The organism is Azospirillum sp. B21 (genome assembly GCF_008364825.1).
Classification (GTDB): Bacteria; Pseudomonadota; Alphaproteobacteria; order Azospirillales; family Azospirillaceae; genus Azospirillum.
On record NZ_VTTO01000020.1, the window covers coordinates 73,397 to 94,028 of the forward strand.

At 66.9% G+C, this 20,632-nt stretch carries 26 protein-coding genes and 3 tRNA genes; 10 read left to right on the forward strand and 19 right to left on the reverse strand.

Going from position 1 to position 20,632, the window contains the following annotated elements; all coding sequences use genetic code 11:
* Positions 1–78: 78 nt before the first annotated feature.
* A complete protein-coding gene (locus FZ983_RS35150) occupies positions 79–207 on the forward strand; it encodes a hypothetical protein (protein WP_256379242.1) in 129 nt (42 codons plus the stop codon).
* Between the two features lie 92 nt (positions 208–299).
* Here the strand turns inward: FZ983_RS35150 and pspC are convergent, their stop codons facing one another.
* The 4 genes from pspC to FZ983_RS34395 form a co-directional block, all read right to left on the reverse strand.
* Positions 300–701, reverse strand: a complete 402-nt coding sequence (pspC, locus tag FZ983_RS29025; RefSeq protein ID WP_149227975.1) for an envelope stress response membrane protein PspC — start codon at positions 699–701, stop codon at positions 300–302.
* Between the two features lie 187 nt (positions 702–888).
* Positions 889–1,116 (reverse strand): envelope stress response membrane protein PspB, encoded by a 228-nt coding sequence (gene pspB / locus FZ983_RS29035; RefSeq protein ID WP_014246714.1) that lies wholly within the window; start codon positions 1,114–1,116, stop codon positions 889–891.
* 74 nt (positions 1,117–1,190) lie between these two features.
* Positions 1,191–1,862, reverse strand: a complete 672-nt coding sequence (pspA, locus tag FZ983_RS29040) for a phage shock protein PspA (RefSeq protein ID WP_014246713.1) — start codon at positions 1,860–1,862, stop codon at positions 1,191–1,193.
* Positions 1,863–1,879: 17 nt separating this feature from the next.
* Positions 1,880–2,044, reverse strand: a complete 165-nt coding sequence (locus tag FZ983_RS34395) for a hypothetical protein (RefSeq protein WP_188092567.1) — start codon at positions 2,042–2,044, stop codon at positions 1,880–1,882.
* A gap of 178 nt (positions 2,045–2,222) precedes the next feature.
* Here FZ983_RS34395 and pspF point away from each other — a divergent pair, with 178 nt between their 5' ends.
* Together pspF and aceB are read left to right on the forward strand one after the other, a co-directional pair.
* Complete coding sequence (gene pspF / locus FZ983_RS29045) at positions 2,223–3,248, forward strand: phage shock protein operon transcriptional activator (RefSeq protein ID WP_149227977.1); 1,026 nt, start codon at positions 2,223–2,225, stop codon at positions 3,246–3,248.
* A gap of 91 nt (positions 3,249–3,339) precedes the next feature.
* Entirely contained in the window at positions 3,340–4,944 is a 1,605-nt protein-coding gene (gene aceB / locus FZ983_RS29050; RefSeq protein ID WP_149227979.1) for a malate synthase A, read from the forward strand.
* Between the two features lie 51 nt (positions 4,945–4,995).
* Here the strand turns inward: aceB and FZ983_RS29055 are convergent, their stop codons facing one another.
* Together FZ983_RS29055 and FZ983_RS29060 are read right to left on the reverse strand one after the other, a co-directional pair.
* Complete coding sequence (locus tag FZ983_RS29055; RefSeq protein WP_149227981.1) at positions 4,996–5,568, reverse strand: demethoxyubiquinone hydroxylase family protein; 573 nt, start codon at positions 5,566–5,568, stop codon at positions 4,996–4,998.
* Positions 5,565–6,083, reverse strand: coding sequence for a disulfide bond formation protein B (locus FZ983_RS29060; RefSeq protein WP_149227984.1), 519 nt, complete (start codon positions 6,081–6,083; stop codon positions 5,565–5,567). Before FZ983_RS29060 ends, FZ983_RS29055 begins: the two co-directional genes overlap by 4 nt.
* A gap of 233 nt (positions 6,084–6,316) precedes the next feature.
* On the opposite strand from FZ983_RS29060, the gene FZ983_RS29065 reads away from it, so the two are divergent.
* Positions 6,317–6,401 (forward strand) — tRNA-Leu (locus tag FZ983_RS29065).
* A 2-nt stretch (positions 6,402–6,403) separates the two neighbouring features.
* Here the strand turns inward: FZ983_RS29065 and FZ983_RS29070 are convergent.
* On the reverse strand, positions 6,404–6,820 hold the full coding sequence (locus FZ983_RS29070; protein ID WP_149227986.1) for a metalloregulator ArsR/SmtB family transcription factor: 417 nt from the start codon (positions 6,818–6,820) through the stop codon (positions 6,404–6,406).
* 94 nt (positions 6,821–6,914) lie between these two features.
* Between FZ983_RS29070 and FZ983_RS29075 the strand changes: the two genes are divergently transcribed.
* Positions 6,915–7,298, forward strand: a complete 384-nt coding sequence (locus tag FZ983_RS29075) for a rhodanese-like domain-containing protein (RefSeq protein ID WP_149227988.1) — start codon at positions 6,915–6,917, stop codon at positions 7,296–7,298.
* 48 nt (positions 7,299–7,346) lie between these two features.
* On the opposite strand, the gene FZ983_RS29080 is transcribed toward FZ983_RS29075, so the two are convergent.
* A tRNA-Leu gene (locus tag FZ983_RS29080) sits at positions 7,347–7,431 on the reverse strand.
* A 254-nt stretch (positions 7,432–7,685) separates the two neighbouring features.
* Here FZ983_RS29080 and FZ983_RS29085 point away from each other — a divergent pair.
* Positions 7,686–7,865 (forward strand): hypothetical protein, encoded by a 180-nt coding sequence (locus FZ983_RS29085; protein WP_014246704.1) that lies wholly within the window; start codon positions 7,686–7,688, stop codon positions 7,863–7,865.
* A gap of 46 nt (positions 7,866–7,911) precedes the next feature.
* On the opposite strand, the gene FZ983_RS29090 is transcribed toward FZ983_RS29085, so the two are convergent.
* Entirely contained in the window at positions 7,912–8,157 is a 246-nt protein-coding gene (locus FZ983_RS29090; protein ID WP_149227991.1) for a hypothetical protein, read from the reverse strand.
* A 107-nt stretch (positions 8,158–8,264) separates the two neighbouring features.
* Positions 8,265–9,050 carry a molybdopterin-binding protein gene (locus FZ983_RS29095; protein ID WP_149227993.1) on the reverse strand — a complete coding sequence of 262 codons (786 nt, stop codon included), beginning with the start codon at positions 9,048–9,050 and terminating at the stop codon, positions 8,265–8,267.
* Between the two features lie 66 nt (positions 9,051–9,116).
* On the opposite strand from FZ983_RS29095, the gene sfsA reads away from it, so the two are divergent.
* Together sfsA and map are read left to right on the forward strand one after the other, a co-directional pair.
* Complete coding sequence (sfsA, locus tag FZ983_RS29100; RefSeq protein WP_149228040.1) at positions 9,117–9,875, forward strand: DNA/RNA nuclease SfsA; 759 nt, start codon at positions 9,117–9,119, stop codon at positions 9,873–9,875.
* 56 nt (positions 9,876–9,931) lie between these two features.
* Positions 9,932–10,741 (forward strand): type I methionyl aminopeptidase, encoded by an 810-nt coding sequence (map, locus tag FZ983_RS29105; RefSeq protein ID WP_109152245.1) that lies wholly within the window; start codon positions 9,932–9,934, stop codon positions 10,739–10,741.
* A gap of 91 nt (positions 10,742–10,832) precedes the next feature.
* Here the strand turns inward: map and FZ983_RS29110 are convergent, their stop codons facing one another.
* From FZ983_RS29110 to FZ983_RS29125, 4 genes are all read right to left on the reverse strand, one after another.
* The gene (locus FZ983_RS29110) at positions 10,833–11,696 is read right to left on the reverse strand and encodes a hypothetical protein (RefSeq protein ID WP_149227995.1); all 864 of its coding nucleotides are present in this window, start codon (positions 11,694–11,696) and stop codon (positions 10,833–10,835) included.
* A gap of 138 nt (positions 11,697–11,834) precedes the next feature.
* Complete coding sequence (locus tag FZ983_RS29115) at positions 11,835–12,284, reverse strand: hypothetical protein (RefSeq protein ID WP_188092568.1); 450 nt, start codon at positions 12,282–12,284, stop codon at positions 11,835–11,837.
* Between the two features lie 72 nt (positions 12,285–12,356).
* Positions 12,357–12,725 carry a LysM domain-containing protein gene (locus FZ983_RS29120; protein ID WP_149227999.1) on the reverse strand — a complete coding sequence of 123 codons (369 nt, stop codon included), beginning with the start codon at positions 12,723–12,725 and terminating at the stop codon, positions 12,357–12,359.
* A gap of 21 nt (positions 12,726–12,746) precedes the next feature.
* A complete protein-coding gene (locus FZ983_RS29125) occupies positions 12,747–13,097 on the reverse strand; it encodes a hypothetical protein (protein ID WP_149228001.1) in 351 nt (116 codons plus the stop codon).
* A gap of 117 nt (positions 13,098–13,214) precedes the next feature.
* Between FZ983_RS29125 and FZ983_RS29130 the strand changes: the two genes are divergently transcribed.
* Positions 13,215–13,418: a hypothetical protein gene (locus FZ983_RS29130; protein WP_149228003.1), complete on the forward strand. Its 204-nt coding sequence runs from the start codon at positions 13,215–13,217 to the stop codon at positions 13,416–13,418.
* 567 nt (positions 13,419–13,985) lie between these two features.
* Positions 13,986–15,002, forward strand: a complete 1,017-nt coding sequence (locus tag FZ983_RS29135; protein WP_188092569.1) for a trypsin-like peptidase domain-containing protein — start codon at positions 13,986–13,988, stop codon at positions 15,000–15,002.
* 97 nt (positions 15,003–15,099) lie between these two features.
* On the opposite strand, the gene FZ983_RS29140 is transcribed toward FZ983_RS29135, so the two are convergent.
* The 5 genes from FZ983_RS29140 to FZ983_RS29160 all read right to left on the reverse strand — a co-directional run bounded on the left by FZ983_RS29140 (position 15,100) and on the right by FZ983_RS29160 (position 20,552).
* Positions 15,100–15,174, reverse strand: a tRNA-Thr gene (locus tag FZ983_RS29140).
* A gap of 103 nt (positions 15,175–15,277) precedes the next feature.
* Positions 15,278–17,206, reverse strand: coding sequence for a DNA helicase RecQ (gene recQ, locus FZ983_RS29145; protein WP_149228006.1), 1,929 nt, complete (start codon positions 17,204–17,206; stop codon positions 15,278–15,280).
* Positions 17,207–17,617: 411 nt separating this feature from the next.
* Positions 17,618–18,061, reverse strand: a complete 444-nt coding sequence (locus FZ983_RS29150; protein WP_149228008.1) for a (deoxy)nucleoside triphosphate pyrophosphohydrolase — start codon at positions 18,059–18,061, stop codon at positions 17,618–17,620.
* Positions 18,062–18,080: 19 nt separating this feature from the next.
* Positions 18,081–19,319: a bifunctional glutamate N-acetyltransferase/amino-acid acetyltransferase ArgJ gene (gene argJ, locus FZ983_RS29155; protein ID WP_149228011.1), complete on the reverse strand. Its 1,239-nt coding sequence runs from the start codon at positions 19,317–19,319 to the stop codon at positions 18,081–18,083.
* Between the two features lie 255 nt (positions 19,320–19,574).
* On the reverse strand, positions 19,575–20,552 hold the full coding sequence (locus FZ983_RS29160) for a peptidylprolyl isomerase (RefSeq protein WP_149228013.1): 978 nt from the start codon (positions 20,550–20,552) through the stop codon (positions 19,575–19,577).
* Positions 20,553–20,632 lie beyond the last annotated feature (80 nt).

Below are 20,632 nucleotides of genomic sequence, written 5' to 3' on the forward strand. Positions count from 1 at the left end.
CCTCTCTTTTCGCTACCATGTTGTAACCATCTGCTTCACCATGTGGGTGAACGCGGCGATCTCGATGGTGGAGGGCCTATGATGGATCTCGTTCTGCTCGGTGGTGCGGTGGCGACGGCTGCGGCGTTGGCCGGTCTGATCGCCACGATGCCCACCCCCAAACCGATTCCGATCCGCGTCCGCGACCGGCGCCGTCAGCGCCGCTGACGTCATCGCGTCGGCGTCACCGGTTCAGGGAAATTCCGAACGGGCCGTTTCCCGATGGGAAGTTTCCTATCGGGAAGACAGCACCGGAATGCTCAGCGGTCCAGGTCGCGGATCGCGCGGTTCAGTTCGAACTCCTTGGAGGCGACGTAGGCCTCCATCCCGACGATCCGCTTGTCCATGTCGCGGAAGCGCTGGGTCAGGCCGGCGAGCGTCCGGTCGGGCTTGGTCGACACCGTCCGCCAGAACGCCTCCTCCTCGGCATCGCGATACAGCTGCGCCGGACGCACCGGCAGCACCAGCAGAGCGATCACATAGGCGATCACCAGCGGCACCGAAAAGAAGAACAGGGCGAACAGCATCGCCAGCCGGACGACCATCGGCTGCACGCCGAAATAATCGGCGACGCCCGTGCACACCCCGCCCAGCACCCCGCGCTGCGGATCGCGATAGAGCCGATGCGGATTCGGCGAGTCGTAGAAGGACGTGCGGTCCATGGCGGGCTCGTTCCTTTCGTTGAGTTTCGGGTTGGCAGTTTCGGGTTGAGAGGTGTCGGCTTCGAATGCCCCCACCTAACCTCCCCCGCTGGGCGGGGGAGGGACTGCCGCCACTCCCCCACCTAAGCACTTGCCCCCTCCCCCGCCCAGCGGGGGAGGGTTGGGGTGGGGGCATCAGCGGCGACACTCACACCTTGTTGCGCCAGTTCGGCGCCTCGGCATCCAGCACACGCTCCAGCGCATGGACGCGGGTCTCCAGCCGGTTGGAGATCTCCCACAACTCGGCCAACAGCCGTTCGTCCTGCGCGGTGAGTCCGCGCTGCGCCCGCCATTTGGTGATGTAGTGGAAGACGATCCAGACCGGCGCCACCACCACCATGAACAGCACCGCGAGGACGAAACCCAGGAACCCCATGGTCGTCGGGCCTTCTTATTGTCGTGAGGGGAGTGGGCGGGGCGTCACCGCCCCACCCCGGCACCAAATCACGGTCAGCCGTTGCGGCGGGCCGCGATGCGGGCCTTCAGCGCGGCCAGATCCTCCTCGACCTTGTGGGAGGCTTCGAGTTCCGCGATCTCTTCGGTCAGGCTCTTGGTGCGGCCGACGTCGTAGGCCTCGACCCGGCCCTCCATCTCGTCCAGGTTGCGTTCGACCTGCTCGAAGCGCGACAGGGCGTCGTTGATGCGCTCGTCATGCAGGACGGTGCGGACCTTGACGCGGTTGCTGGCCGTCTGGGTGCGGGCGACCAGCGCCTTCTCGCGGGTCTTGGCGTCGGTCAGCTTGGCCTGCAGGCGGCCGATGTCCTCGTTGGCCTTGGACAGCGCGGCTTCGACCTGCACCAGCTGTTCGGCCAGCGCGTCGGCCTGCTCGGCGACCTTGGACTTGGCCATCAGGGCGCCCTTGGCCAGATCCTCGCGGTCGCGGGTCAGCGCCACCTCGGCCTTGCGGTCCCACTCGTCGCGCTCGCGGTGGAGGTCGGCGACGCGGCGTTCGATCTCCTTCTTCTCCGCGATGATCTTGACGGTGGAGGAGCGCACCTCGACCAGCGTGTCTTCCATTTCCTGGATGATCAGGCGGATCAGCTTCTCCGGCTCCTCGGCGCGGTCGAGCAGGGAATTCAGGTTCGACTGCACGATGTCGGTCAGGCGCGAAAAGATGCTCATGGTCGGTGTCCCGTGTGTCAGCCGATGATGGCGCCGGCAACGATGCCGGCGAAGAAGAACAGCCAGCTTTCGACCGGCCGGGTGGCGAGATAGTTGCGCACGCGCCGCATCGTCGGGCGGCTCTGCGCGGTGTTGAAGCGGTCGCCACCATAGCGGCGGCGGAAATCGCTGAAGTCGCTCATGCTTGACCTCCTTGCCATGCCGCTACTATCGCAACCGGCGTGCCAAGTCGGCCGGAATGGTCTTAAGTCGTTGCCTTGCCTGGATTTTCCGCTCTGAACAGCATATGGCGCCCGGGTTGCCATATCGCCGTATAAACGATACGATCGCCTGGCAGGCGAATATGTGAAGAAATACGCGATGCAAGCCGCCCCGCCCTCCCTGCTCGGCGAATCGCCGGCCTTTCTGGCGACGCTGTCCCATGTCTCGCGGGTGGCGCCGCTGGAGCGGCCGGTGCTGGTGATCGGGGAGCGCGGGACCGGCAAGGAGCTGATCGCCGCTCGCCTGCACTACCTGTCGCAACGGTGGGACCGCCCCTTCGTCAAAGTGAACTGCGCCGCGCTGCCCGAATCGCTGCTCGATTCGGAGCTGTTCGGGCATGAGGCCGGGGCCTTCACCGGCGCCACCCGCCGGCAGATCGGCCGGATCGAGCAGGCCGACGGCGGCACCCTGTTCCTGGATGAAATCGCCACCGCCTCCCCCGCCGTTCAGGAAAAGCTGCTGCGCGCCGTTGAGTATGGCGAGATCGAGCGGGTCGGCGGCCGCACCGCCACCGTCGACGTGCGGGTGGTGGGCGCCACGAATGCCGACCTGCCGGCGCTGGCCGCGGCGGGCCGCTTCCGCGCCGACCTGCTGGACCGGCTGGCCTTCGACGTGGTGACCCTGCCGCCCTTGCGCGCCCGGCCCGAGGACATCCCGCCGCTGGCCGAGCATTTCGCCCTGGGAATGGTGCGCGAACTGCAACGGTCGCTGTTTTCCGGCTTCACCGCCGCCGCGCTCGACCGGCTGCGCGCCCATGACTGGCCCGGCAACGTGCGCGAACTGCGCAATGCGGTGGAGCGCTCGGTCGCCGCGGCCGAGACCGACGAGCCGCTGGACCGCATCATCCTCGACCCCTTCGACTCGCCCTGGCGCCCGGCCGCGGCGCCGACCGCCCGGCCCGCTCCGTCCCCCGTCGCGGACAAGCCTTCGCTCGCCCTCCCGACCTTCGACGGCGGCATCCTCGATCAGGTCCGCGCCTTCGAGGCTGCCAAGCTGCGCGAGGCCCTGGAGCGGAACCGCTTCAACCAGCGCCAGACCGCCGAGGCGCTGGGGCTCGGCTACCACCAGCTTCGCGGCATGCTGAAGAAGCACGGGCTGATCCCGCCACCCCCTCTGCGACCATAGGCCGTCCCCAGGTTGCGCCCGTACCGTGCTATACCGGTCGCTCAACCGTCGAGAGAGCGGTTCGTCACGATACGGGAAGGGGAGCAGCACGATGGCCACCAGCATGCCCAGCCTTGAGATCCGCGGTCCGATGAAGCCCGGTTTCGAGGAGATCCTGACGCCGGAGGCGATGGCCTTCCTGGCGGAGCTGGAGGGTCGCTTCGGGCCGGAACGGCTGCGGCTGCTGGACGTGCGGACCAAGCGCCAGGCGCTGCTCGACCAGGGCCACAAGCCGGACTTCCTGCCGGAAACCCGCGCCATCCGCGAAGCCGACTGGACCATCGGCCCGCTGCCCGTCGACCTGCTCGACCGCCGGGTGGAGATCACCGGGCCGGTCGACCGCAAGATGGTCATCAACGCGCTGAACAGCGGCGCCAAGGTCTTCATGGCCGATTACGAGGATGCGACCTGCCCGACCTGGACCAATCTGGTCGAGGGGCAGATCAACATCCGCGACGCCGTGCGCCGGACCATTTCCCACGAGGATCCGGTCAGCGGGAAGAAATACCGCCTCAGCGATCAGACGGCCGTCCTGAAGGTTCGCCCGCGCGGCTGGCATCTGGACGAGAGCCATGTGCTGATGGAAGGCGAGCCGATGTCGGGCGCGCTGTTCGACTTCGGTCTGCATGTCTTCCACAATGCCAAGGAGCTTCTGGCCCGCGGCAGCGGCCCCTATTTCTACCTGCCCAAGCTGGAAAGCCATTTCGAGGCGCGGCTGTGGCGCGAGGTCTTCCTGGTGGCGGAGGAATATCTCCACCTGCCTCACGGCTCGATCAAGGCGACGGTGCTGATCGAGACCATCCTCGCCGCCTTCGAGATGGACGAGATCCTCTATGAGCTGCGCGAGCATTCTGCTGGCCTGAACTGCGGGCGCTGGGACTATATCTTCAGCTTCATCAAGAAGTTCCGGAAAGATTCCGCCGCCGTCATGCCCGACCGGGCCGAGGTGACGATGGCCACCCCCTTCCTGTCGGCCTACAGCCAACTGGCGATCAAGACCTGCCACCGCCGCGGCGCCCCGGCCATCGGCGGCATGGCCGCCTTCATCCCGGTCAAGGACGACCTCCAGGCCAACGAGGTCGCCTTCTCCCGCGTGCGGGCCGACAAGGAGCGCGAGGCGTCCAACGGCCATGACGGCACCTGGGTCGCCCATCCCGGTCTGGTGCCGGTGGCGCGCGAGGTGTTCGACGCCTACATGACCACGCCCAACCAGATCGCCCGCAAGCGCACCGACGTGAGCGTCACCGCCGCCGACCTGCTGGCGGTCCCCGCCGGGCCGAAGACGGAGGCCGGCCTGCGCAACAACGTGGCGGTCGGCATCGGCTATATCGAGGCATGGCTGCGCGGCCAGGGCTGCGTCCCGCTGTTCAACCTGATGGAGGACGCCGCCACCGCGGAGATCAGCCGCACCCAGGTCTGGCAGTGGGTCCACACCGGCACGGCGCTGGACGACGGACAGCCCGTCACCCTCGACCTCGTCGACCGCGTGATCGCAGAGGAGCTGTCCGCCTGGAAGGACCGTGTCGGCGCCGACGCCTACGCCAAGGGCCGCTACGCCGATGCCGCCGCCCTGTTCCGCGATCTGGTCGCGCGCGAGGACTTCACCGAGTTCCTGACCCTGCCGGCCTACCAGCGCGTGGTGGCGGAAGGGGCGTAAGGTCCTTTACGGGAGAAAGGGGGCGACCGCCCCCTCGAACCCGCGTTTCCCTCAGACCCGCTCGGCCACCCAGATCACCGCACGCGTTCCGGCCTTGATCGCCGCAGTCAGCACCGGATAGCCGGCCGCGCGCTCCGCCTCGTTGACGATGCCGATGTCGCGGTGCTCGACCTCCTCCGCCTGGAACTTGCGGATGCTGTCGGCAAGCTCCTGCTCGTCAGGGCCGAGGTGCTTCAACTGCGCCTCGTAATGCTCCTCGATCACCTCTTCGACGGCGACGGTGCAGGCCATCGCCGCGCGCTCGCCGAGGATCGCGGTGCCGGCCCCCAGCAGGAAGCCGGTGACATGCCACAGCGGCTGCAACAGGGTCGGCCGCACGCGGCGCCGGTTCAGCTGCTTTTCGAAATACTGCAGATGGACCAACTCCTGCTCCGCCATGTGGCGCAGGGTCTTGCCGTGCCGGCCCTTGCCGATGACGGCGATCTGGCCCTCATAGATGCGCTTGGCGCCATACTCGCCGGCATGGTCGACGCGGACGATGCGGGCCAGCCGCTCGCGCCGCGGCAGATCGCCGGGCAGCGCGCCATGGCGGGGGATGGCGGTCGGAGAAGTCGTTTCGCTCACAGTGCAGTCCTCGACACCGGGGTGCGGATGTAGGCGGCGCGCGCCGCGACGAAGGCGTAGGCCGCCAGCGCCAGCGAGATCGCCACATTGTAGCCCGCCATGGAAATGCCGAACAGCGACCAGGCCACTTCGTCACAGCGGGTGACCGGTGCCGCCATCACCTGCGCCCGCAGCGCCTCCAGCGAATTCGCCGGAGCCGAGCCGCCGCAGGACGAGGTGCCGGCCCACCAATGCTGCTCCACCCCGACATGATAGGCGGCGATGCCGGCGCCGGCCAGCAGGGCAAATCCGCTCGCCACCAGCAGCGCGTCGCCCAACCCCTTCCAGCGGCGGAACAGCCAGGTCACCAGCCCGAACACCATCACCGCCACATAGGGCCAGCGCTGCATGATGCAGAGGACGCAGGGTTGGTAATCCAGCACGAACTGGAAGAACAGGGCCGACAGCAGCACGCCGGCGCTGGCCAACGCCAGCAGCAGCGCGGCAATGCGGGGATCGTCGAAGATGCGGGACATGAGGGGCTCGGTCGTCATGGCCGACAAGGTAGCGCGTGCGCGACCGTTCGACCAGCCGTCCGCGACGCGCGCACCGCCCCTGCGACGGCATGGCAGGGACTGCGCCGCCGCCGGGGAATAAGCACGGGCATGGCAACGTCCCCGAAGCCGGCCGGCGGGGAATCAGCTTGGCGACGAACACCGTTCTTTTGCACTTTCCGTTTCCGGACTGTTGCGTTAGAAGAGGCGTCGCTGCGGGCGTGGTGAAATTGGTAGACGCGCCGGACTCAAAATCCGGTTCCGCAAGGAGTGTCGGTTCGAGTCCGACCGCCCGCACCACCTTATTCCGACCGGCCTTCCGGTCCAGAACGGCAGTCCGCCGTCCCCTCATCCGACACCGAATCGGTCACGGCATCGGTCACGGCGGCACCGCAGGACGGCGCGCGCGCACCGGACGAGTCCGGCGTGTGGCAGAACAGGTCGGCCAACACCTCTATGACAGCCGTCACTTCCCGGCTGGCGATCGAGTAGAAGATCGTCTGCGACCGTCGCCGCGTGCGGACCAGCCCGTCGGCGCGCAAGCGCGCCAGATGCTGCGACAGGGCCGACTGGCTGAGCCCGACGATCTCGCCCAGTTGGCCGACGCTGCGCTCCCCCTGCCCCAGTTCGCACAGGATCAGCAGGCGCGCCTCGTTGGACAGCGCCTTCATCAGCTTGGCGGCGGGCCGCAGCCCCGGGATCAGGATGGACGCACTCATTGACACTAAATTAGAAATTACTAATTTTATGGTCAAGGGTTTTCCTGGCGTCCGCCCGGCCCGACCGACCATCCCTATTCAAGGCATCCCGACCATGTCCCTTTGCACGCTGTTCCGCCGCCTGATCCCCGCCGCCCCGTCGACCGACCGGGGCGGCGCCGCTCCCATCCGCCAGATCGACGCGGCGACCGTCATCGGGTGGCAGGCCAACGGCGAAGCGGTGATCGTCGATGTCCGCGAAGCCCATGAACATGCCGCCGGCCATATTCCCAGCGCCATCCTGAACCCGCTGTCCTCTTTCGACCCGTCGCGGGTACCGACCGACCCGGCCAAGCATCTGGTTTTCCATTGCCAGGGCGGCATGCGCTGCGGCCCCGCCGCCGAGCGCATGGTGGCCGCCGGCCACACCGGCACCATCAACCGCCTGCGCGGCGGCTTTGCCGCCTGGGTCAATGCCGGCGGTTCCGTGGAACGGTGAGTGTCAGTATGGACGAAGGCCGGACTGAAGGAGTTACTGTGAAGAAGTTGGTGCGGGCGGCGGGACTCGAACCCGCATACCTAAGGGTGAGGGATTTTAAGTCCCTTGCGTCTACCGGTTTCGCCACGCCCGCGCCCCGGACTCCGCCTTCATAGGCCGGTCAGGCGACCGGATCATGACGGCAAAGCTCATGTCGACGGAGCGGCGCCGCTCTGCCCGTGCAGATTGCATACTATGTTATGCAACGCACCGTTCCGTGGTCATGACTTAGACAATCGCGGGGCTGCGGGTCAAGGGGCCTTCGCAAAACCGCAGGCATTCCCATATCGAAGGAAGCGCAACTGCGGGACAGGCCCTGGATAGGGTCGGGGAAAGGGAGGACGCGGCGTGAGCGAGACGAACTGGCTGTCGCTGGTGGCGCTTCTGATGGTGGCCGTTCTGGTGGTGCCTGCGGCCCTTCGCCGGAACCGCGGGGTCGTGCTGCGCAATGCAGCACTCTGGCTGGCGGCGATCGTGGCGCTCGTGTGGATTTATGACCGCTTCGGGCCGTTCGGCGCCAACTTCTGAGCGCAGCCGTTCCGAACGGCCAGTCTGCAAAATGCTCCGGAGAGCTTCAGGGACGGGTGTCCTCGTTCATCGTCATGATGCCGATTCCCATCGACACGCTGCCGAAGGTCAGCATCAGGCCGGCATAGAGCATGACGGTCGCGGTGATCCCGTATTCGCTGCTGCCGATCAGCGTCGCCAGCTTGGCGACATCGAACCACAAAAGACCGCTCGCCAATACCACCGCACCGGCGACGCCTGCGGCCAGATGGCGCAGAAGGAACAGCAACGCCGCTTTCTCAAAGCTCTTCATGGCGGAGCCTCCCGGCAGACACAGGGCTGAATGGTAAGAGGCTAATGTAGGACCGAATCGGTCCGGGACAATCGATCCGCCGACATAGCTCCTGTCATAGCGGCGCATTACCCTTTTGTACCAACGGTGATGGTCGGCGTGCCGCCCAGTCGGCTGATGATGGCCGCCAGTTCATCGGCCGCCGCCGCCACCTCCACCTCGTCGGTGCCGCGCAGAACCAGGCTGACGCCGAAGAAGCCGTTGCGGAAGTAAGGATAGCTGCCGATCTCGAGATTCGGATGGCGATCCTGCAGGGCCGACAGATCGGCGGCGATCACCCCCTCCCCCAACTCGCAGGCCACCGTGCGGGCATGCAGCGCCGGGCCACCGGCCAGCCGCGGCAGAATGCCGTCCAGCATCGCCCGCATGATGTTTGGCACGCCGGCCATGACGAAGACGTTGCCGATCTGGAAGCCCGGCGCCTGGCTGATCGGGTTGTCGATCAGGATGCCGCCGGCCGGGACATTGGCCATGCGCAGCCGCGCCTCGTTCAGCTGGCCGGCGGCGTAATGGCGCTCCAGCCGGCCAACGGCTTCCGGGTTGCGCTCCAGCGCCACGCCGAAAGCCTTGGCGACGCAGGCGGCGGTGATGTCGTCGTGGGTCGGACCGATGCCGCCGGTGGTGAAGACATAGGTGTAGCGGGCGCGCAGGGCGTTGACCGCAGCGACGACCTCCTCCTCCACATCCGGCACCACGCGGGCCTCGCGCAGCCGCACGCCGATCTCCGTCAGCTTCTCTGCGATGTGGCCGAGGTTGGCGTCCTTGGTGCGGCCCGACAGGATCTCGTTGCCGATCACCAGGACGGCGGCAGTGGGATTTGCGGCGGTCGGGGTGGCGGCGGTTTCGGACGTCATGGCGGTGGGGGTCTCCGTGGAACGCTCTTGTCGAGCGGGAAGGCCAAGGGTAGCGTCGCCGCCAAGATGCGCTTTCCCACCCCCCTTCTTCAAGGCCGCCTGATCCGCCGCTACAAGCGGTTTCTTGCCGATGTCCGGTTGGACGGGGCCGACGCCCTGCTGGACGGGGTGGAGGTGACGGCGCATGTCCCCAACTCAGGCAGCATGATCGGGCTGGACTTTCCCGGTTCCGCCGTCTGGCTGTCACGCTCCGACAACCCAAAACGCAAGCTGGCCTACACGCTGGAGCTGGTGGAGGCCGCCGCCCCCTGGGGCGAGGGGTTGGTCGGCGTCAACACCGGCCATCCCAACGCGCTGGTCGCCGCCGCGATCGCCGCCGGCACCATCCCCGAGTTGGCCGGCTACGACCGGCTGCGGCGCGAAGTGAAATACGGCCGCAACAGCCGAATCGACGTGCTGCTGGAGGACGACTCAACCAAGCCCGGCGCCCGGCCGCCGACTTATGTCGAGGTCAAGAACGTCCATCTGCGCCGCCCCGACGGCCCCCATGGTGACGCCGCCGAGTTCCCGGACTGCGTCACCGCCCGCGGCGCCAAGCATCTTGAGGAGATGGCGGCGATGGTGGCCCAGGGCTGCAGGGCGGTCATGCTCTACCTTGTCCAGCGCGGCGACTGCACCCATTTCCGCACGGCGGCCGATCTCGATCCGACTTATCATGACGGCCTGCGCCGCGCGCTGGATTCGGGGGTGGAGGCGCTGTGTTGGTCTTGCGCGATCACGCCCGAATCGATTGAATTGGACCGGCCGCTGCCGATCCGGCTTTAGTGCCGCGGCGGGTTTCGGCATCGGGCTTTCGGTTACTTGGCATAGGGGCTTTCGTCTTGGAACAGGATCACGTCGAATCCAACCGCGTCCGTCTTCATGGTCCGGAGGGATTCGAAGGCATGCGCAAGGCCGGCCGGCTGGCCGCGCTGGCTCTGGACTACATCGTCCCCTATGTGCAGCCGGGCGTCACCACCGGCGAGCTCGACCGCCTGCTGGAGCAGTTCATCCGCGACCATGGCGGCATCCCCGCCCCGCTGGGCTATCGCGGTTTCCCGCGCGCCAACTGCATCTCGGTCAACCATGTCGTCTGCCACGGCATCCCCGGCGACAAGCGGCTGGTCGACGGCGACATCCTGAACATCGACGTCACGCCGATCGTCGACGGCTGGTACGGCGACAGCAGCCGCATGTATCTGTGCGGCGATGTCGGCGTGAAGGCGCGCAAGCTGGTCGACGTCACCTATGACGCGCTGATGATCGGCATCGCCGCGGTGAAGCCGGGCGCCACGCTGGGCGACATCGGCCACGCCATCCAGACCTTCGCCGAGTCCCACCGCTTCTCGGTGGTGCGCGATTTCTGCGGCCACGGCGTCGGCCGCGTCTTCCACGAGCCGCCGTCGGTCCTGCATTACGGCAAGCCGGGCGAGGGGCTGGTGTTGAAGGAAGGCATGATCTTCACCATCGAGCCGATGATCAACACCGGCCGCCCCGACGTGAAGATCCTGGGCGACGGCTGGACCGCCGTGACCAAGGACAAGTCGCTGTCCGCCCAGTTCGAGCATTCCATCGGCGTCACCGCGGACGGGGCGGAGATCTTCACGCTCTCGCCGGCGGGGTACACGAAGCCGCCCTACGCGGTGGAGTGAGGTCGAGGGTATTGTGGGAGAGTGGCGGGCGCCGTGTCGGGGATGCGGCGCCCGTTTCACGTGTGCAGGCCGGAAAGCCGTGCCGGCGGTTTCAGTATCCCGCCATCATCGCCGGCAGCACTGCCACGCTGCTGGAGTTCCCAAGCAGGCCGAGTTCCGGTTCCTGGAAACGGGCTGCGGCCAGTACGCCCTGCGGATCGAACCACAGCGTGACCCCGGTCGCGGCCATGCCCTCCACAAGGATGCGGGGTCGGCCGAAGCGGTAAGCGATCTCCCGCGTGCGATCGGGCCAAAACCGGTCGGATGAGCCGGGCCCCAGAACACGCAGCGTGCCCCCCACCGTGGATTGCCCGACCGTCAGCACGACCGCAGCACCAGCGGGAGCCGCCGCAACGGTCGGCACCGCCATGACCGGTGTACCTGCCGCCTTCGAAGGCACCGGTTTCGGCTTCCTTTGCGGAATTGGAGACGCGACTGCCAAACGGGCGGGCGGATGCTTCGACCCGCTCCGTTCAGGCGACGATGCCGGCTGCGGCAATGGTGGTGGCAATGGCTGTGGCTGTGGCTGTGGCAATGCCGCCGGCACCGGGGATGGCGGAACCGAAGGCGACTCTGCCGGTAACCGCATCACCGTGGAGCCCGCATGCGTGACCGATGCTTCGGGCGGATTCGGAATGTCGGTCATCAGGACGTCCGCCGCGACGCCATGCGCAGCCACGTCGGACGACCGAGCCGGTGGCGCTCCATCCTTCTGGGCGACCGACAACCGGCTCCAAAGTCCAACGGCGTCACCCAAAGCCATCTGATACGCCAATACCCCTGCCAGCCCGGCAACCGTCAGCCCGATCACGGCCAGCACCGCCAAGCGCCGTTTACCTCGGTATGACCGCTCCTGTCCGTCAGCACCGGACAGCCCATCTTCGCCGGTACGGCGCTCCGGCAACGGATCGTCCACGGACGCCTCTCTGGTGACAGCAACTTCCACCGGCTTCGGAGGGGTCCGGCCGCCCGGCGGGGCTGACGATTCTGTCTCCTTATCCGGAGTGTGCGCGGAGCCTCGGCGCTTTCTCCCGTTACCAGTCGCCATGCCGTCTCAGCCCTCCGCCTGCCGCGTGGAATGCGAAGCGTCGGCGACCGGGCGGACACGCCCCTGCCGGTCGATCAGCCGGGGCAGGATGGTGACCTTGTGAACGGGAAAATCGGTGAAGCTCGGATAATAACGGTCGGTCCGAAAGGCCATGCGCTCGACCAGATTTTTCTGGTTGAAGAAGAAATGAATGGTGTCGACCATCTCAACTCGCGTCGTTCCGTCCTTCAGCCGGGATTCGGCCTGCACGGCGCGGAACGGATAGCTGTAGGTCACCTCGGTCAGGTTGCTGTAACGGTCGAACCGAGGCCCTGCCTGCGGAACTCCCAACATGCCCAGCACGTCGCTTTTGTTGGCTCCGATGGCGAAGACATAGGACGGCTCGATAACGCCCGCGGGTGACGGTTCGCGGGTGGCAGTGCAGGCGGCGGTGACTAGCACCGCCGCCAGAACCACCGCTTTGCCCACCGCCTGCAAACCGGTACGGAGATCTGCGTTTCCGAACATTGGCAGCTGGGAGATTCCGGCTTACGGAACCGGCAGGGCGACCAGAGTGCCGGGCACCAGCCGCTCCTGCGGATCGAGCAACGGGTTCAGGCGGACCAAATCCGCCAGGGAAACGCCGACCTTCCGGGCGACCGTTTCAAGCCGTCCACCCTGCTTCACCTGGTAGAACCCACGGACCGACGGGCTGGTCGCGTAAGCCACCGGCCCCGCCACCACCGGAGCAGCCATCACCGGGGCAACGACGGGCGCAGCCACCACCGGAGCGGCCATAAGCACCCCCATCATCGGTCCCGCAACGACGGGAGTGCCGTAATAGGTCACCTGCGCCTGGGCCGGCCAAGCGGCAGCAATGGCGAACAGGGTTGCGGCGGTGCATATGGGCAAGCGCATCACGAGCCTCCCTTATCCTGCCTAACGGACACGGTAAACCGGCGCCGCATAGGTCGGAACCATGTAGGTAGGCATCGCGACCACCGGAGCAGCGACGACAGGCGCTGCAACGACCGGCGCCGCCACCACGGGGGCGGCCACCACGGGAGAAGCAACCACCGTCGGCGCGACCATGGGCGTGCTGACCACCGGAGCAGCAACGATCGGGGATGCGATCATCGCGGTCGGCGCGACGACGAAGGTCGTCACTGTGGGAGCGGTAACGACCGAAGTCGTCGCAACCACCGGCGTTCCGTAATAGACGACCTGAGCCTGTGCCGCACCGGCCATGCCGGCGACCAGCAATGTTGCGCAAGCGAGCGCTTTCATCATCTCAGCCTCCTATCTGCAGCCGCGGACGTTCAGCGCACGTAATAGACCGGCGAACCGGCGACCGGCGCGCTCACCACGGGGGCGGCCATCATCGGAGTGGAAACCACCGAAGTCGCCATGACGGGCGCCGAAATCACCGGAGCGGAGACGACGGGGGCCGCCATCACCGGCGCGGCCATCACCGGCGTGGCCATCACAGGAGCAGCCATCACAGGAGCGGACACGACCGGGGTAGATACAACCGGTGCCGCCAAGACCGGGCTTGCGACCATCGGAGCCGAGACGACCGGTGTCGCCATCACCGGCGTGGAAACCACCTGAGCGGACATAACCTGGGTAGCAACCACCGGAGTGGCAGTAACGGCAACGCCGGCAACGGTCGAACCGTTCGTGGTCGTACAACCCGCCAGACCAGCGGCCAGGAAAAGAGCGACAATGACTGGCGTGCGCATTGGTTAATCCTTCGTTAGCCGTTTATTGCAGGCTGCCCCCTTCGGGCCACCACTTATGGATAGAATAATCCACGATTGCTGGTTTTGTGGGAAGGCTTTTAAACACTCTAAAATCATCAGAAGCAATTACAGAGCGGACATATAAAATTATCGGCAAATTGGTTGGATCGATTGCGGATTGTTGCCCGCCATAGGCTTTACCCCGATCGCCTTGCGCTTGCCGCCTTGCAGAAAATGCCCACCGAACCAATTACGGATGGCTGGGAATAAATGTCCTGGCTCCCGGCAAAAAATGCCGGCGCTATTCATTGTCCAAGAGCACGGCGTTATCGGAAGAGGCAACTCCTCACTGGCATCCTTGAGATTTCTCTTTGTCCGGTCAACTGCCGTCAGTTGGCATCGTTTTTGTTTGGCTGCTTCCGAGGAGGTACTCGCTATGCAAAGACTTGCTGCACTGGCGACGGCCATCGCCCTTTCCCTGTTGACGCTCCAACCGGCTCTCGCCGGCTGCGATCCGACCGGCTTCCGGGTATTGCCGGCAAGCACCGCATCGACGGTGAAGATCACGATCCGGACATTCGGCGGACAACCCGCCTTCGGAACGGGGGTCATCTGGGACAGCGACGGCCACATCGTCACCAACGACCATGTCGCAACCGTCGGGGACCAGCACACCGTCACACTGGCCAGCGGCGAGCGTCGCGCGGCCCGGGTCGTGGCCCGTTCACCCGACCAGGATCTGGCGGTGCTGTCGGTCGACGGCCCCCTTCCCCCGGCAGCACCGCGCGCATCGGCCGCCACTCTGCAGCCGGGTGACGCCGTGCTGGCGATCGGCAACCCGTTCGGCCAGGGAACCACCTTGAGCACGGGCATCGTCAACGGCTTCGGCCGCGAAGTCATCACAGCGCCGAACCGTCACATGATGGGAATGGTGGAGACGACGGTGCCGCTGCGTCCCGGCAATTCCGGCGGTCCATTGCTGAGCTGTCGCGGGGAAGTCGTCGGGATCAACACGGCGGCGGTTCAAACCGCTCCAGGCGGTTCCACGCTGGGCTTCGCAATCCCCATGGAAATCGCCGATGCGGCGGTCGCGCGGATGTTGGGCGCCGACACCGCCGTCGCTGCGGCACCCGATTTTGGCTCACGGTTCCCTGCGGAATCCGGAACCTTGCAGCGCGGATCGGCCCGTCCGGGACTGGGCCTCTATGTGGTGCCCGGCGGCGCCGCTCTTGTGGTGCAGCAGGTCGTACCCGGCTCCCCCGCCGCGCGCGCCGGAGCCTTGCCGGGTGACGCCATCATCGAAGCCAACGGCCGCATGGTATCGTCGCCTGAGGATCTGCAATCCATGATCCGCGATGCAAGCGTGGGCGCCATAGCGGTCCTGAGAATCCTTCGCTCCGGAGTTGCGCTCGACATGGCGGTGCGGATCACACCGGTGGTCTTCTCTCCATAGGACCGCCGGCAAGCGTCACCGTCAGCAACCCCCTTGGGGATCCAAGACCAGAAACGATCAAGGGCCCGGCAATTGCTTGCCGAGCCCTTGAAGAAACTGGTGCCGCAACAGGGATTTGAACCCCGGACCTACTGATTACGAATCAGTTGCTCTACCCCTGAGCTACTGCGGCGTCGTTGTGGCGCGGAACATAGCGAGGTGCTTCGTGGGATGCAAGCGGTGAATTTCGGAAAAATCGACCGCCCGCACTCATCCCTGCCATGCACCCGAACGCCTCACCCGTGCTGCCGGATCACCTCCAGGAAGGCGTCGGCGTAGCGTTCCAGCTTGCGCCCACCGACCCCCGGCAGATGGGCGAAGGCGGCGTGGTCGCGGGGGCGCTGGGCCACCATCTCCAGCAGCGTGCTGTCGTGAAAGATCACATAGGGCGGTACGCTCTGCGCCTTCGCCAGCGCCGTGCGGCAGTCCTTCAGCGCATGCCACAGGGCATCATCCGCCGCCGACAGCGCACCGCGGGCGCCGGAGCGCGACACGCCCTCCCCACTCGATCCGCCGCCGACCGACCCGCCCCGCGCGGTGTGGCGCCGCAGCGCGTCGTGGACGCCGCGGCGGCGCTCCAGCACCGGATCCTTGCGCAGCTTCACCACGCGCTGGCCCTTGATGACGGCGACGCCGGCATCGGTCAGGCGGAAGCCGCCATAGCCCTCCAGATCGACGGTCAGCAGCCCGGTCGCCACCAGCTGGCGGTAGACCGACTGCCATTCGACCTTCGACAAATCCTTGCCGACGGCGAAGGTCTTCAGCCGGTCATGCTGTTGCTGCACGACCTTCTCGGTGGCGTTGCCGACCAGCACGTCGATCAGATGCCCGGCGCCATAGCGCTGACCGGTGCGGTAGACCGCCGACAGCGCCTTCTGCGCGGCGACGGTGCCGTCCCAGGTCTCGACCGGGTCCAGACAGGTGTCGCAGTTGCCGCAGGGCTCCGGCAAGGTCTCATTGAAATAGTTCAGCAGCACTTGACGGCGACAGTCCGGCGTCTCGCAGAAGCCCAGCAGGGCCTCCAGCTTGCCGCGCTCCACACGGCGGTGGCTGTCGCCGGCCTCCGACTGCTCCAGCATCTGGCGCAGCATCACCACGTCGGCCATGCCGTAGGCCATCCAGGCATTGGCGGGCAGGCCGTCGCGGCCGGCGCGGCCGGTCTCCTGGTAATAGGCTTCCAGGCTCTTGGGCGGGTCGAGGTGGCAGACGAAGCGGACGTTCGGCTTGTCGATGCCCATGCCGAAGGCCACCGTGGCGACCATCACCAGACCCTCGCTCTTGATGAAGCGGTCCTGGTTGGCCTCGCGCACGTCGGCCGGCAGCCCGGCATGGTAGGGCAGAGCCTCGCGACCTTGTTGGTTCAGCCAGGCGGCGACCTCCTCCACCTTGTTGCGCGACATGCAATAGACGATGCCGGCGTCTTCCGGGTGGTTTTCGCGCAGGAAGGCCAGCATCTGCTGACGCTCGCTCTTCTTCGGCACCACGCGGTAGGTGATGTTGGGCCGGTCGAAGCTGGACAGGAAGACGCGGGCGTCGGTCAGGCCCAGCTTGTCCTTGATCTCGGCGCGGGTCTGCACGTCGGCGGTGGCGGTCAGCGCGATGCGCGGCACCATCGGGTGGCGTTCGTGCAGGATCGACAGCTGCAGATATTCGGGGCGGAAATCATGCCCCCACTGCGACACGCAATGCGCCTCGTCCAGCGCGAACAGCGCCAGCCGGGTGCGGTCGAGCAGGTCGAGAAAGCGCGGCGTCACCAGCCGTTCCGGCGCGACATAGACGAGGTCGATCTCGCCCTGCACCATCGCCCGCTCCACCTCCCGCGCCTCCGCCGGTCCGAGGGAGGAGTTGAGGAAGGCGGCGCGCACGCCAAGCTCCCGCAACGCCGTCACCTGATCGCGCATCAGGGCGATCAGGGGGGAGACCACCACCGTCACCCCGTCGCGCACCAGCGCCGGGATCTGGTAGCACAGCGACTTGCCGCCGCCGGTCGGCATCAGCACCAGCGCGTCGCCGCCGCGCACCACATGGTCGATGATGTCGGCCTGCTGGCCGCGGAAGGAGTCGTAGCCGAACACCGTCCGCAGCGCGTCGAGCGCCGTGGCCGGCCGTTGACCGGGGGCATCGTCCGACGCATCCCGGTTGCTGTAGGAAAACAACGAATCCACGCCGATGCGGTTCAGGAAAGTGGTGCCGGAGATCCGGCTTGTCGTCTCAACGCCCCATCATGTGGCACAGATCGCCCCCGGGGCAAAGCCGCAAAGGGCCACACCCGGGAACAAAGGTCGGACCCTCGCCGGCTCCACCACACATTGGTGTGAAAAGGTGGCGACCGCTCATCGTCCGCGTGTAAACTGAAAACGGCGGATGGGTGGTCCATCCGCCGTTTCAGAAGGAGGAAGGTGGCATGAGCAAAATGCCGTTCTTCCTGGTGCTCCGGTGGCGGAGATGGCGGATCGAAATCCGCCTGATCCACCGCTAAGCATCGGGAGCGTGCCGGCGGGTGTAGCAGCACCCGCCGGCCACCTCCGAAAAATATACAGCCGCGCGGCCCGATTTTCAACGCGCGGTATTGGCTCCTACAGCAGATCCCGCAGCATCGCCACAAGCGGCACGTCGGCCGGCGGCATCGGGTAATCGCCCATCCGGTTCGGGTAGACCCAGGCGAGTTTCTGCCCCTCCTGTGCCATCACGTCGCCCTCCCACACCCGGCAGACATAGAGCGGCATCAGCAGATGGAAGCTCTCGTAGCTGTGGGACGCGAAGGTGAAGGGGGCAAGGCAGCTGGCCGCCGTGTCGATGCCCAACTCCTCCTTCAGTTCGCGCACCAACGCTGCCTCCGGCGTCTCGTCGGCATGCACCTTGCCGCCGGGAAATTCCCACAGCCCCGCCAGCGACTTGCCGGGCGGGCGCTGGGCCAGCAGCACGCGCCCGTCGGCATCGACGAGTGCCACCGCGACGACCAGCAGCACCGGCAGCGAGCCGGGCGCGGGGGTGGAACTGGGATCGAAACAGGCGGTCATCACTCGACTCCGATGGCGGTCAGCTCCGATAGCTGCCGTTGATGTCGATGTAGCCGTGCGTCAGGTCGCAGGTCCACACCTTCGCCGTGCCCTTGCCCAGGCCCAGGTCGATGTCGATGTCGATCTCCTTGCCCTTCATGTGATTGGCGACCGGCGTCTCGTCATAGCCGGGGACTTCCATCCCGTCGGCGCAGATCAGGGTGCCGCCGACGGTGATCTTGATGAGGTCGCGGTCGGCGCGCTCGCCGGCACGGCCGATGGCGGCGACGATGCGGCCCCAGTTGGCGTCCTCGCCGGCGACCGCGGTCTTGACCAGCGGCGAGTTCGCCACCGTCATGCCGATCCGCTTGGCGGCGGCATCGCTGTCGGCGCCGCGCACGGTGATGGCGATGAACTTGGTCGCCCCCTCGCCGTCACGCACCACCTGCAGCGCCAGATCGAGCAGCAGATCCTCCAGAGCGGCGCGGAACTCCGCCAGCTCGGCGGCATCGGCGCTCGACACCGGGGCGTTGCCCGCCTTGCCGGTGGCGAACAGCAGCAGCGTGTCGCTGGTGGAGGTGTCGCCGTCCACCGTGATGGCGTTGAAGGTGCGCTCGGTGAATTCCGACAGCATGTCCTGCAGCGCGGTGGCGGCAATGGCGGCGTCGGTGAAGACGAAGCCCAGCATCGTCGCCATGTCCGGCGCGATCATGCCGGAGCCCTTGGCGAAGCCGGCGATGGTCACCGTGGTGCCGCCGATGGTGGCGGTGCGCACCGCGCCCTTCGGGAAGGTGTCGGTGGTCATGATGGCGCGGGCGGCCTTTTCCCACGCGGCCGAATCGGCGGCGAGGCTCGGCGCCATCGGCGCCAGGCATTTGCCGATGGAGTCGGCGGCCAGCGGGATGCCGATCACGCCGGTCGAGGCGATGTAGACCTCGTCCGGGGCGCAGCCGGCCAGTTCGGCGGCGGCGCTGACGGTCGCCTGCACGGTGGCGTCGCCCGCCTTGCCGGTGAAGGCGTTGGCGTTGCCGGCATTCACCACCACGGCGCGGGCCGAACCCTTGGGCAGGCTGTCGCGGCACCAGATCACCGGGGCCGAGCAGGTCAGCGACCGGGTCAGCACGCCCGCCACGCTGGTGCCGGGATCCAGCACGGCCAGCAGCAGATCGTCGCGGCCCTTGTATCGGATGCCGCTGTTCGCCGTGGCGATGCGCACGCCCGCGATGGGCGGCAGCGTCGGGAAGCTGGCGGGAGCCAAGGGGGAGAGGGTCGTGGCCATGGAGGGGATTCCCGTGGTGGGGAGTGGTGGTGTGGTGATTGTTGCTTGTCGGAGCGCGGACTCTTGCCCCCACCCCGACCCTCCCCCGCTCTCAGCGGACCTCCGGTCCGCCTGCCGCGTCAGCACAAAGCGGAGCTTTGTGCGAGAGCTGGGCGGGGGAGGGAGTAGGCGCTGATGCGGAAGAGCGGCGGCAGTCCCCTCCCCCGCCCAGCGGGGGAGGGTTAGGGTGGGGGCAATACGGCGCCCCCGTCCCCCTTACTTCTTCGCCGGCTCCGCCGGAGCGGCGGGAGTGGCCGGGGCCGGGGTCGCCGGGGCGGCGGCCGGCTCTTCCTTCGGCATCGGCGAGCCGTCCAGCTGGAAGGTCTCGATCGTCGCCTTGCCGCGCAGTTCCTCGACCAGCGCGGTGACGATGTCCTTCGACAGCGTCTGCTCCAGCTGCGGCTTCACTTCGTCGAGCGTCGGCTGCGGCTGGGTGCGCTTATCCTCGACCTTGATGATGTGATAGCCGAACTGGGTCTTGACCGGCTCCTTGCTGATCTCGCCCGGCTTCATGGCGAAGGCGGCGTTGGCGAAGGGCTCGACCATCGCGTCCTTGGTGAAGTAGCCGAGGTCGCCGCCCTGGGCCGCCGCGGCGGCATCCTTGGATTTCTCCTTGGCCAGCTTGGCGAAATCGCCGCCCTTCTTCAGCTGGGCGATGATGGCCTTGGCCTCGTCTTCCTTCTCGACCAGGATGTGGGCGGCCTTGACCTCCTCCTGCGCCGGGTTCTCCTTCAGGAAATCCTGATAGGCCTTCTGCATCGTGTCGGGGGTGATGCGGGCCTTGATCTCCTTCTGGATGTAGGCGCGCTGCACCGCGCGCTCCTCGGCGCGCTTGATCTCGTCCTTGACCTCGGCCGAATCGGCCAGACCGGCCTTGTAGCCGGCCGAGGAGACCAGCTTGCCGCTGACCAGCTGGTCGATGACCGCCGGATAGATCATCTCGATCGGCATCTGCTGCACCTGGGGCGGCAGCTGCGAGACCATGCGGGAGACGTCCGACTTGTGCAGCTCCTCGCCGTTGACGCGGGCGACCACCGGATCGGCCGGAGCGGCAGGCGTGGCCGGAGCCGAGGCGGCCGGGGCCGGCGTGGCCGGCACAGGGGTGGCGGGAGCCGGCGTCTGGGCATTGGCGGCCAGCGCGATGCCACAGGCGGCAACCGACAGGAGCGCGGTGCGGAACACTCGTTGAACCATGGCGTGTCTGTTTCCTTCCGGCGGATGCTTTGCGACAAGAGGGCGGCCGATGGGTCGGAGCCCGGTTCGCATGGCCTGCG